Consider the following 11,534-nt stretch of genomic DNA (forward strand, 5'->3'; position numbering starts at 1 on the left):
CGGGGTATCGCCTAGAGTGTGGGTGCCCCCGTAGCCCAATCGGCAGAGGCAGTCGACTTAAAATCGACTCAGTGCGGGTTCGAGTCCCGTCGGGGGCACCACGCGGACCATCAGATGTTGAGGTACCAGCGCTGGTTGATGCGACCCGCATCGCAGGTGTGGAGTGTGTCAGCTGGTCGCCGCGGATGGTTCAGCGCTGGGCCGGGTCGTCGCCGTTGCAGTCCGCTCCGGTGATCCGGCCGTGGTCGGCGGTGGCGCACAGGTCGGTTCCGGTGTTTCAGCGGAGGTTCACCGGGCCGGCGTCGATCGGGGTGCGGAACAAGACGTACGGGTACTCGCGCTCGTCCTTGCCGCCGCGGTACTTGTCCTGCCGGTGCAGCTGGTTCGCCGTCACGTACAGGTAGCCGTCCGCCACCGACATCGTGTCCGGCCACAGCAACCGGGGGTCGTGGACCACGGTCTCCCAACGGCCGTCCGGGTGGCGGCGGTGGATGGCGTTGTGCTCTCCGTCGGTCACGTAAAGGCGGCCCTGGTCGTCGGTTTCCAGGCCGTCTCCGGCGCCGCCCTTGTCGCCTTCGTCGATGATCGTCGCCGCGACCGCCTCGTCGTCCACGTCTCGGTTGATCAGGGCGTCGGTCGAGACGCTCCACCAGCGGCGGGACGCCAGGCAGCAGTAGTACAGGCGGGCGCCGTCCGCGCCGATGGCGATGCCGTCCGCGCCCATCCGGATCGGGCTGGTCGTGCCGTCTTCCGAGCGCTCCACGAAGTCGCGGCCTTCGACGACCATGCGCAGGTCCGGGGGCTCTTCGGCCTTGGTGCTGGGGTGGTCGTGCAGGCGCCGCCAGGATTTGCCGGTGTTCAGGTCGACGACGATGATGCCGTTGGGGCCCTGGTCGGCGGAGTCGGTGATGAACGCGACCCCGCGGCCGAGGTCGAAGCGCACGTCGTTGAGGTACGTCGTGGGCAGGGCGACGTCCTCGGGGAAGAGGATCGTCGCCACGACTTCGTCGCGCTCGAGGTCTACGCGGACCAGCTTCGGGCCGCCGTGGGCGGTGGGCTGGAACAGCGGGCTTCCGGTGTCGAGGAGCCAGAGCCGATCGGCGGGATCGACGACGATGCTCTGCACCGAGACCAGGGCGGCCGGGTCGGTGTCGCTCGCCGCGTCGTTGAACTCCTGGCCGGGATACGGGACGAGGTCGCCGTCGCGGAGTTCGGCGACGGTGAAACGGACGTCGTCGCCCCATTTCGGGAAGTTGACGAAGACGCGGCCGCCGCGGGACACGCTGACCCCGGTCGGCATCGGGCCGGTGAATTCGTGCACGACTTCGAGTTCGCCGAGCGGCTGGTCGGTCGCGGTCATCACGGCTCCGTTCGATGGGGGACCGTTGCCGCGTACCCGGCCGGCGCGGCATCAACCGCTTCGCCGCGAAGCGCGTACCGGCCACCGCGGCGGGTACGCGGATGGCTTCCGGCCGAAGGAGGAGCAGTGAAGGCAGTCGTCTGGCACGGCATCGGGGACATCCGCATCGACGAGGTGCCCGACCCCAAGATCCTCGAACCCAGCGACGCGATCATCCGCGTCACCCGCAGCGCCATCTGCGGCACCGATCTGCACCTGGTCCGCGGCACGATGCCCGGCATGCAGCCGGGGACGATCCTGGGGCACGAGGCCGTCGGGGTGGTGGAAGAGGTCGGTCCGGCCGTGCGCGGGTTCTCACCCGGTGACCGCGTGGTCGTCACGTCCACGATCGGGTGCGGCACCTGTTCGTATTGCCGGGCCGGGTACTTCGCCCAGTGCGACACGGCCAACCCGAACGGGCCGTCGGCGGGGACGTCGTTCTTCGGCGGCCCCGAAACGACCGGCCCGGTCGACGGGCTCCAGGCCGAGTACGCCCGGATCCCGTTCGCGATGACCACGCTGGTGCGCATTCCCGACCCGGTGAGCGACGACCAGGCGATCCTGGTCTCGGACATCTTCCCGACCGCCTGGTTCGGCGCCCGGCTGGCCGGGGTCGGCCACGGCGACAGCGTGCTGGTGCTGGGCGCCGGCGTGGTCGGGCAGTTCGCCATCGCCTCGGCCAAGCGGCAGGGCGCGGGGCGCGTGTTCGTCGTCGACGGGCTGCCGTCACGGCTGGACAAGGCCCGCGGGCAGAACGCCGAAACCGTCGACTTCAACCGCGAGGACCCGGTCGCGGTGGTGAAGGAGCTGACCGGTGGCATCGGGGTGGACCGGGTGATCGACGCGGTCGGCGTCGACGCGCAGCGGCCGTCGGGCGGCCCGGCCGCCGAGAAGCTCGCGGAGCAGGCGGAACAGTTCGATCAGGAGCGGGCGCTGGCCGCGCCGGACGCCTCGCCGTCGGGGGAGCAGTGGGTGCCCGGGGACGCGCCGAGCCTGGCCGCGCGGTGGGCGGTGGAGGCCGTCGCGAAGGCGGGCAGCATCGGCGTGATCGGCGTGTACCCGCCGGGCTTCGACCGGTTCCCGCTGGGCGACGCGATGAACCGCAACCTGACCGTCAAGCTGGGCAACTGCAACCACCGCCGGTACGTGCCGCTGCTGCTCGGCCTGGTCGCCTCCGGCGCGGTCGACCCGCTGGCGTTCATCACCCAGCACGAGGAACCGGCGAACGCGATCTCGGCGTACGAGACGTTCGACCGTCGCGAGGAAGGCTGGCTCAAGACCGTCCTGGACGTCTCCGCTTGACCGTTCCACCGGCGCCGGTCACGGTCCGCGCCGGCCGGCCGGTGCTCACAGCCGGGGCCGGCTCTGCTCGTCGCGGACCGTGACCCACTGCCAGCGGGTGAACTCGTCGAGGTTGACGAACGAGCCGAACCGGCTGCTGCCCCCGGATTCGCCGATCCCGCCGAAGGGAGCGATGGTTTCGTCGTTCACGGTCTGATCGTTGACGTGCACCATGCCGGCGTGCAGCCGGTCGCCGACCGCGCGGGCGCGAACGGCGGATCCACTGTGGACTCCGGCGACGAGCCCGTACGGGGTGGCGTTGGCGAGGCGGACGGCTTCGTCGTCGTCGGTGAAGGTGGTGACGACCGCGACCGGGCCGAAGATCTCCTCGGTGAACGCCGGCATGTCGGGGGCGACGCCGGCGAGCACGGTCGGCCGGAAGAACAAGCCATCGTGGCGGCCGCCGGAGGTGACTTTCGCGCCCGCGTCGACCGATCGCGTCACGACCGATTCGATGTGCTCGGCCTGGCTGGAGTTGATGACCGGCCCCAGGTCGACGTCCTCGCGGGGATCGCCGACCCGCAGGCCGTCGGCGATCCGCGTGAGTTCTTCGACGTAGGCGCCGGCGATCTTCTCGGCGACCAGGTGGCGGCCCACGGCCATGCAGACCTGCCCCTGGTGGACGAAGCTGCCGAAGGCACCGGCGGCCGCGGCGGCCGGGACGTCGGCGTCGTCGAGGACGACGAACGCGTTGTTGCCGCCGAGTTCGGAGACGAACTTCTTGAACCCGGCGGCCGCCGCCTTCGCCAGTTCGCGGCCGACCGGGGTCGAGCCGGTGAAGGAGATCATGTCGATGTGCGGGTCTTCGGCGACGGCGTTGCCGAGCTCGCTGCCCTTGCCGGGCAGCATGTGCAGCACCCCCGCGGGCAGGCCGGCTTCTTCGAAGAGGCGGGCGATGACGACGCCGCAGCAGATCGCGGTGTCGCTGGCGGGTTTGAGCACGACGGCGTTGCCGGTCGCCAGGGCCGGGGCGACCGACCGCATGGCCAGGATGAGGGGGAAGTTCCAGGGCGCGATCACCGCGACCACGCCGAAGGGGACGCGCCGGGCCATGCTGGTGCGGCCGGGTTGCGTGGTGGGCAGCAGTGTGCCCCACGGTGCGCTGGCCAGCGACGCGGCTTCGTGCAGCTCGTCGAGGGTGAGGTTCAGCTCGAGTTCGACGGCGGTGGCGGTTTTCCCGGCTTCGCGGGTGAGCCAGCCGGCGATCTCGTCGCGGTGCTGTTCGAACAGGGCCGCGGCGCGGCGCAGGACGGCGGCGCGTTTTCGGTAGTCGGCGTGCGCCCAGACTTGCCCGTGTTCGGCCGCGGTGGCGGCGGAGCGGGCGACGTCGTCGGCGGTGGCCGTGCCGACCTGGCCGAGCTCGTCGCCGGTGGCGGGCTCGGTCGAGGCCGTGGTTGCGCCGGTGGAGGTCCATTCGCCGGTGAACACCCGGCCGGACCAGCGGTCCCGTTCGTCGAGCAGTCCCACGTTCCGTCCTCCTGGTCAGTCGGCGATGCCCTTGGCCTGGTCGATGTAGGTCTGCCGCTCGGGGGTCACGCGCAGGATGACGCGCTCGGACTTGATGTTGTCCGGTGGGTAGTCCTCGCCGGTGTACTTGCGGGACAGCCGGTCGACCTGGCGGCGGGCGCGTTCGCCGTTCTCGACGCCGGTCACCTGGCCGCGGACCTCGGCGTAGCGGTAGGGGTTCGCCTCATCCCGGATCAGCACGGTGATCCGCGGGTCGCGGGCGACGTTGTGGGCCTTCACGCGGTGGGTTTCGGTGTTGAGCACGATCTCGCCGTCCTCGACGTCGACCCAGATCATCTGGGTCTGCAGCCGCCCGCTCGGCAGCACGGTGGTGACCGCGGCGAAGTTCTTGCCGGTGGCCAGCTCTTCGGTTTCGGGCAGCAGGTCCGGGCCGTCGGCGGTGCGTGCGGGCACGTCGTGCTCCTTCCGGTCAAGGGCGGCGCGCACTACGCCGCGCTGGGCGGCTACCCGCGCGAGTGGGTGGCAAACGGAAGTCGTTTGCCCGGTCCTTCGCCGGGTACGCGAACGGGATGTCTGTACAAGCCGTGGTGATGGCGGAATTCGGTGGTCCGGAAGTCCTGAGGCTGGAAGAGGTCGACCGGCCCGAGCCGGGGCCGGGGGAGATCCTGGTCCGGGTGTTCGCGTCGGGGACGAACCCGGTGGAGGCGAAGATCCGGCAGGGGGTGGCGATCCCGGACCTCGAACTGCCGGCCGTCCTGGGCGGTGACGTCTCGGGTGTGGTGGAGGCGCTCGGCGCCGGCGTGACGGAGTTCGCCGAGGGTGACGAGGTTTTCTACACGCCGGAAATGACGTCCCGGTCGGGCGGCTACACCGAGCTGAACGTCGTGGCCGCGGCCATCGCGGCACCCAAGCCCCGCGGGCTCAGCCACGTCGAAGCGGCGGCGATCCCGCTGGCCGGGGGCACGGCGTGGGAGGCGATCGTGCGCCGGCTCGCCGTCCGTCCCGGTGAGACGGTGCTGGTGCACGCCGGTGCGGGCGGGGTCGGCACGTTCGCCGTCCAGTTCGCCGCCGCGGCGGGCGCCCGGGTGCTGGCCACGGCCGGCCCCGACAACCAGGACCTCCTGCGTGACCTGGGCGCGGTCCCGATCGACTACCACGCCGCCGACCCGGTCGAGGTGGTGCTGGAGCACACCGGCGGCGCCGGGGTCGACGCCGTGCTGGATCTCGTCGGCGGGGAGAACCTGGTCAAGAGCTGCGCGGCGACCCGCGCGTTCGGCCGGATCGCGACGGTGCTGGCGCCCAAGGGCGAGCTGAGCCCGCTGTACCAGCGCAACCAGCAGCTGCACGGGATCATGCTCACCCGCGAACGCCGTCGCCTGGAGGAGCTGACCCCGGTGTTCGAACGGCGTCAGGCCCGGCCGGTCGTCGACGAGGTCCTGCCGCTCGACCAGGTGCGCAAAGCGCACGAGCGGCTCGATTCCGGGCACGGCCGCGGGAAGACGATCCTCGACCTCACCTGATCGGGGTTACCGCGGGACAAGCCGGGTAGCCGCGCCGGACATGCGGTGATCGATGGGAGCCGAGATGAAGGCAGTGGTGTACCGGGGTCCGCGCCAGGTGGAAGTGCGCGAGGTACCCGATCCGGGGATCGAGCAGCCGACGGATGCGATCGTGAAGATCACGACGACGAACATCTGCGGCTCCGACCTGCACATGTACGAAGGCCGGACCGCGGTCGAGGAGGGCAAGGTCCTCGGCCACGAGAACATGGGCATCGTCGTCGAGATCGGCGCGGGCGTCACCCGGGTGAAGGTGGGCGACCGGGTGTCCGTGCCGTTCAACATCGCCTGCGGCACCTGCCGGAACTGCCTGGAGGGCTGGACGTCGTTCTGCCTGCGGGTCAACCCGGCCGAAGGCATGGACGGCGCCGCGTACGGGTACGCGAACATGGGCCCCTACGACGGCGGCCAGGCCGAGTACCTGCGCGTGCCCTACGCCGACTTCAACCTGCTCGACCTGCCCGCAGGCACCGAGTACGAGAACGACTTCACGATGCTGTCGGACATCTTCCCGACCGGCTGGCACGGCACCGAGCTGGCCGGAATGCGCCCGGGGGACCGGGTGGTCGTGTTCGGGGCCGGTCCGGTGGGCCTGCTGGCCGCGCACAGCGCGGTGATCCGCGGTGCGGCCGAGGTCTACGTCGTCGACAAGGAACGCGACCGGCTGGCCATGGCCGAGAAGATCGGCGTGCTGCCGGTGGACTTCAGCGAAGCGGACCCGGTCGAGCAGATCATGGCGGCCACCGGCGGCCAGGGCGCGGACTGCGGGGTCGAGGCCGTCGGCTACCAGGCGCACGACCACTCCGGCCAGGAACACCCGGAGCTGGTGCTGGACAACCTGGTCAAGTCGGTGCGCTCGACCGGCGGCATCGGTGTCGTCGGCGTCTACGTCCCGCAGGACCCGGGCGCGGCGACTGAGGGAGCGAAGGAAGGCCGGATCGGGTTCGACTACGGCACGCTGTTCACGAAGGGCCAGCGCATGGGCACCGGGCAGTGCCCGGTCAAGCGGTACAACCGGCGGCTGCGCGACCTGATCATCACCGGCCGGGCCAACCCCTCGTTCCTCGTGTCGCACGAACTGCCGCTGGAGCAGGCGGCCGAGGGCTACGAGCGGTTCGACCACCGCGAAGACGGCTGGACCAAGGTCCTGTTGCGGCCGTGATCCCCCGATCGGGCTGACGAAAATCCCCGGTATTCAGCTTTTATATCGCTGTACCGGGTGAATTGCCACAATTGTGCGTGCCCGGAAAACGGGGGTGCGTCACGGCGGTGAATGCGGTGTCGTTATGGTGAAGCTGCCGAATCGGCGGGATTGATCGTCGGTGGTGGAACAGGCGGGACTGCGAATCGTGACCAGGCGGGAAAACGACACGGCGAAGGCCGGTCGGTTCCTGGTGCGCGCCCTCGTCGTCGTCGGGGGCGCGGCCGCCGCCTGTGCGCTTGCGTGGCTCACGGCCACCGCGTCGGCCAGCACCGTCACCCAGGTCACCGACGGCCCGCTCGGGATGGCTGCCCCGGTGCTGCCCGTGGTGCCCGAATTGCCGGGCGTGGACCCGGCTCGGCTGGCCGACCTGGTGAAAAGCCAGGTCCCCAAGGCCATCCCCGCGGCCGTCGCCGCCGTCGGGCGAATTGCCGCGGCGGGGCCGACCGAGCTCGACAGGCCGGTCGAAGGTCCTCGCGACCACGCGGAAAAAGCGAGTCCCAGCGCGGCGAGGCCGGTCGAAGCCGCGCCCGCGCTGGTGGACAGCGTCCCGCGCGAGCGACCGGCCGGCCCCGCGCCGGCGATGGTCCCGGTTCGCGTCGTCACGACCACGGGACCGTTGCCGGCCGACCTCCAGGCCGAGCACGGCGGGAATACTCCCGGCGGACGATTGTGGCCGCCGCCCTGCTCGATTTCGGCCAATGCCGGTCCCGCATCCGGGCAGGATCGCGGTTACGGCGATGTCGTGCTGCCGGATTCCGCACCCCGCGCGCAGTCGGTGCGCTGCCGGAATGGTGCGCCGCACCGTGGTGTGGTGTCCGCGGAAATCCGGCCCGGCGTCACGCCTGATTGATCCGCCTCGTTTTTCCGCGGACCAATCACCCAGTCTTGCTCGAAGGAGTATTTGTCATGCGCATTCACACCAAGCGAATCCTGCAGGTCGCCCTGGTCAGCGGCGGCCTCCTGCTGGTCGGCGCCGGGAGCGCCGCCGCGGCCGGCGTGGAGCTGCCGCAGCCGGCCCAGGCCGTCGACGCGGTGCTGCCCGTCGCCCAGGCGCTGCCCGCGCCGACCGTGCGGTATTCGGTGCCGGCGTCCCTGCTGCAGCACGTCCCGAGTGCCGAGGTCGACGGCGACCTGACGGAACCGGACCTCAACGCGCCCCTCGGCAGCGAGCTGACGGCGACCGGCCTGCCGACGCTGCCGCGGACGGCGAAGTCGGGCCGGGCCATCGGCGACGGGCTGCCGCTGCTGGGCGGGCTCCTGCCGAACGTCCAGGGACTTCTCCCCGCGATGCCGAACCTGAACCAGCAGGGCGCGGGCTCCCTCCTCGGGCCGGCGACCTCCCTCCTGCACCAGTAAGCCCCCGCGCTCAGGGCCGGAAAGCAGACACTTTCCGGCCCTGAGCCGTACCTACCGGACGTTCACTGCGAACAGCGCTGGCCGCTGTTGATGCAGCGGACCACCTGGTTCATCAGGCGCTGGCCCATGACGTTGGCGAAGTCGTCGTGGTCCGAGCGGGGGTTGTGGTTCTCCTGCTCGAAGGCGTCCACTTTGTACTGTCCGTTGACCTGAACCGCCCGGGGGATGTTGTAGGTCAGCGTGATCCGCAGCTGCGGGACGTTCTTGAAGCCCTGCGGGCACCGGCCCTGCTGATCGGCGAACACGATGTGCGAGCGGTGGTTGGCGCTGTCGATGTTCTTGCCGTCCCAGCAGTTCGGGAAGGCGTGGATGCGCTTGACCTTGCTGCCCTCGGGACAGATCGGGTACTTGTCGGTGAGCCGGTCCTCGAACCCGCTGCACGTCCAGCTCGGCCGGACGTTGGCCGGCCCGTTCGTGCTCTGCTTGGCGTCGCCGTAGAGGATCCGGAGGAACTGCGGCATCGCCACGACCCGGCGGGCGCCGCCGCTGGTGAAGGTCAGGTCGGCCCGCTCGACGCGCTGGATCTCGCCTTCGTTGTCGCCGATCTCGTTGTTCTCGTCGACCCCCGGCAGTTCGGCGGGCTTGCCGGTGCTGTTGCCGCCGCCGTTGTCGAGCCCGCCCTGGCCGTTCTTCTTCAGGGCGCAGGCCGCCAGACCGCCCAGGTCCTCCGGCTTCGCCCCGGTCCGGCCGATGGCGATGGCCATGCGGTCGAGAGTCGCCTTGCGCTTGTCGCCGAGCGGGTTCAGCACGGCGTTGCGGATGTCCTGCTCCGACTTGAGGTCGCCGCCCGCGATCCGCGCGTTCGCCTCCTCGACCTGGTTGTCGAGCAAGTCGAGGTTGCGCTCGACCTCGGCGGCGGCCTGGTCGGGGACGTCGGCGAGCTTGCTGGCGACGTCCGGGCAGTCGACCTGCGTCCCGGCCTTCTCCTGCTTGGCCCGCTCGCGATCGCCGGAGACCTCCTTGGCGGGCGGGTTCTCTTCGTCTTCCTCGGTGTCGATGCGGACGACCGGCCAGAAGTACGTCGACTTGTCGCCGTTCTTGCAGGTGGTGCCGGCCTTCGCGAGGCTCTCGTTGGTGGAGTCGGCGTTGGTGGAGAGGTTGCCGACGTAGTCGTGCAGGTGCTCGGCGCCGTTGCGGACGCCGGGCTGGGCGATGAAGTTGTCCGGGTTGAAGTGCTGGTTTTCGTTGCGGCCGCAGTCCACGGTGAAGCTGCCGCGGGCGCCTTGGCGTTGCAGGGCCTGGTTGACGTTCGTGCCCTTGGGCACCTTCGTGATGTCGACAAAGAACGACTTGTCCACTTCGGACGCTCCGGCGGTACCGGTGCCGCCGGTGGTGGTGGCGACGACCAGGGCACCGGCGGCGAGCGCCAGGCCCAGGCCGAGGGTGGCGAGCTTGGTGCGCCGGGTGATGCGGTGCCGGCCCGTGGCGGGTTTTCGGGGCATGGAGTTGTTCACCTCGTTCGGTTTCCCGGGCGCGGCAAGGTGACGCGCGGCCCGGGCAGCGACCAGCGACACGTCCGGTCCGGACGTGCGGGACCCGGGGAGCGGCCGAAGTTCCGGACCTCCGGCCGCGGTCCCGACGTAGGCAGAAACGGGCATTTCGGACGAGCGGTTCAAACTGGCAAAGTGCCGTTACCGTTTCGTTACCATCGGCCCGGTCGGAGAGCTGCGCAGCCGGGTCCCGGGTTCAGAACCAGCGGCGCACGGCCTCCTCGAACGAACCCACGTCCGGCTCCCGGTCCCCGGCCCACGCGACGATCCCGTCCGGCCGGACCAACACCGCCCCGAACCCCAGGTCGTCCCGGGCCGGGCCGGTGACGTACCGGATCCGGTCCCCGATCGCGGGCAGTCGGCCGCCGAAGTCCAGCGCGACACCTCGGCCGTCGTGCAGCAGGTCGGCGAGGCGGGTGCCGTCCGTCAGCACGAAGTCCGGCGCGTTGCGCCCGGCGATGCCGTCTTCGCCGAAGTAGCGCAGCGAAGTACCGGACGTCCGCTCGAAGACGTACGTCGTGCCGTCGCGGGTGGCGAGGAGGTCGCCGAGGACCGACCGGGCCGCGCGGGAATGCGGGTCCGGGCGCATCACCGCCACTTGGGCGCGGGACCAGTCGAGCACCCGCGCGCCGACCGGGTGGCGTTCGGCCGGGTAGGTGTCGAGGAGACCCGCAGGCGCGTCCCCCGCCAGTGTCGCCGCGAGCTTCCAGCCCAGGTTCATCGCGTCGCCGATGCCGAGGTTCAAGCCCTGGCCGCCGAGCGGAGAGTGGATGTGCGCCGCGTCGCCGGCCAGCAGGACGCGGCCGCGGCGGTACGTCGTCGCTTGCCTCGCGCGGTCCGTGAAGGTGGAGACCCGGTGGACGTCGGTGAGGGTCACGTCGGTGCCGGATACGCGGCGCAGCACCGATTCGAGGTGCTCCCGCGTCGGCGGCTGCGAACGGTCGTACGCCCCGCCGTCGAAGTCCAGCACACCGAAGTGGCCCGGCTCGGACATCGTCACGTACATCCCCTGCGGGGTCACCGTGAAGCCCCGCCGGAGGACGCCGGGATCGGCGAGCGTGGCCAGCGCGAGGTACCCGGTGAGCTGCGGCTCGGTGCCCGCGAACTCGAAGCCCGCCAGCCGCCGGACCGTGCTGCGGCCGCCGTCGCAGCCGACGAGCCAGCGGGCCGGGTACTCCTCCTCGCCGGCCCGGGCGACCACGCCCGTGCCGTCCTGCGCCACCGCCGTGACCGCAACGCCACGGCGGATCTCGACGCCGAGCTTGCCGGCTCGCTCGGCCAGCACCGTTTCCACCGCTTCGAGGCTGGTCATGATGCCGTCGAGCGCCGGGCTGGGCAACCGGTGGGGCAGGCGCGCGAGGTCGACGTCCGCCGGGTCGAGCGGCATTCCGGCGAAGTGGCCGGCCGAACGGGGAACGACCGCTTCGGGCCGTTCGTCCACATTGGACGCGGCCAGCAGTGCCGGCAGCATCCCGCGGCGGTGGAACGCCTCGACCGAGCCGCCCGTCAGGCCCCGCAGGCCGAGCGGGAAGCTCCGCCACGGCGATTGCGGCTCCGGCTCCCGTTCGAGCACCAGCACCGAACGGCCCGCGAGGCCGAGTTCGCCGGCGAGGAACAGCCCGACCGGGCCCGCCCCCACGATCACCACGTCACGCATG

At 71.1% G+C, this 11,534-nt stretch carries 10 protein-coding genes and 1 tRNA gene; 6 read left to right on the top strand and 5 right to left on the bottom strand.

Translation table 11 applies throughout. The features are described from left to right. The first annotated feature begins 24 nt into the window (after nt 1-24). A tRNA-Leu gene (locus ACWEVN_RS17170) sits at nt 25-101 on the top strand. A gap of 176 nt (nt 102-277) precedes the next feature. On the opposite strand, the gene ACWEVN_RS17175 is transcribed toward ACWEVN_RS17170, so the two are convergent. Continuing rightward, nucleotides 278-1,360 (bottom strand): L-dopachrome tautomerase-related protein, encoded by a 1,083-nt coding sequence (locus ACWEVN_RS17175; RefSeq protein ID WP_452051882.1) that lies wholly within the window; start codon nt 1,358-1,360, stop codon nt 278-280. Nucleotides 1,361-1,486: 126 nt separating this feature from the next. On the opposite strand from ACWEVN_RS17175, the gene ACWEVN_RS17180 reads away from it, so the two are divergent. Beyond that, nucleotides 1,487-2,701, top strand: a complete 1,215-nt coding sequence (locus tag ACWEVN_RS17180; protein WP_452051883.1) for a zinc-dependent alcohol dehydrogenase — start codon at nt 1,487-1,489, stop codon at nt 2,699-2,701. 45 nt (nt 2,702-2,746) lie between these two features. Here the strand turns inward: ACWEVN_RS17180 and ACWEVN_RS17185 are convergent, their stop codons facing one another. Both ACWEVN_RS17185 and ACWEVN_RS17190 read right to left on the bottom strand, forming a co-directional pair. Next, complete coding sequence (locus tag ACWEVN_RS17185; protein WP_452051884.1) at nt 2,747-4,207, bottom strand: aldehyde dehydrogenase family protein; 1,461 nt, start codon at nt 4,205-4,207, stop codon at nt 2,747-2,749. 15 nt (nt 4,208-4,222) lie between these two features. After that, the gene (locus tag ACWEVN_RS17190) at nt 4,223-4,660 is read right to left on the bottom strand and encodes a PPOX class F420-dependent oxidoreductase (RefSeq protein ID WP_449685253.1); all 438 of its coding nucleotides are present in this window, start codon (nt 4,658-4,660) and stop codon (nt 4,223-4,225) included. A gap of 116 nt (nt 4,661-4,776) precedes the next feature. Between ACWEVN_RS17190 and ACWEVN_RS17195 the strand changes: the two genes are divergently transcribed. The 4 genes from ACWEVN_RS17195 (at nt 4,777) to ACWEVN_RS17210 (ending at nt 8,326) form a co-directional block, all read left to right on the top strand. Next, complete coding sequence (locus tag ACWEVN_RS17195) at nt 4,777-5,727, top strand: zinc-binding dehydrogenase (protein ID WP_452051885.1); 951 nt, start codon at nt 4,777-4,779, stop codon at nt 5,725-5,727. Between the two features lie 64 nt (nt 5,728-5,791). Then, nucleotides 5,792-6,928, top strand: coding sequence for a glutathione-independent formaldehyde dehydrogenase (locus ACWEVN_RS17200; RefSeq protein WP_452051886.1), 1,137 nt, complete (start codon nt 5,792-5,794; stop codon nt 6,926-6,928). 160 nt (nt 6,929-7,088) lie between these two features. Beyond that, nucleotides 7,089-7,820: a hypothetical protein gene (locus tag ACWEVN_RS17205; protein ID WP_452051887.1), complete on the top strand. Its 732-nt coding sequence runs from the start codon at nt 7,089-7,091 to the stop codon at nt 7,818-7,820. A gap of 56 nt (nt 7,821-7,876) precedes the next feature. Then, on the top strand, nt 7,877-8,326 hold the full coding sequence (locus ACWEVN_RS17210; protein ID WP_452051888.1) for a hypothetical protein: 450 nt from the start codon (nt 7,877-7,879) through the stop codon (nt 8,324-8,326). Between the two features lie 62 nt (nt 8,327-8,388). Here the strand turns inward: ACWEVN_RS17210 and ACWEVN_RS17215 are convergent, their stop codons facing one another. Further along, the gene (locus ACWEVN_RS17215; RefSeq protein ID WP_452051889.1) at nt 8,389-9,828 is read right to left on the bottom strand and encodes a DUF1996 domain-containing protein; all 1,440 of its coding nucleotides are present in this window, start codon (nt 9,826-9,828) and stop codon (nt 8,389-8,391) included. A gap of 244 nt (nt 9,829-10,072) precedes the next feature. Then, nucleotides 10,073-11,533: an FAD-dependent monooxygenase gene (locus tag ACWEVN_RS17220; protein ID WP_452051890.1), complete on the bottom strand. Its 1,461-nt coding sequence runs from the start codon at nt 11,531-11,533 to the stop codon at nt 10,073-10,075. Nucleotide 11,534: the final 1 nt, after the last annotated feature.

The organism is Amycolatopsis sp. NPDC003861 (genome assembly GCF_053605405.1).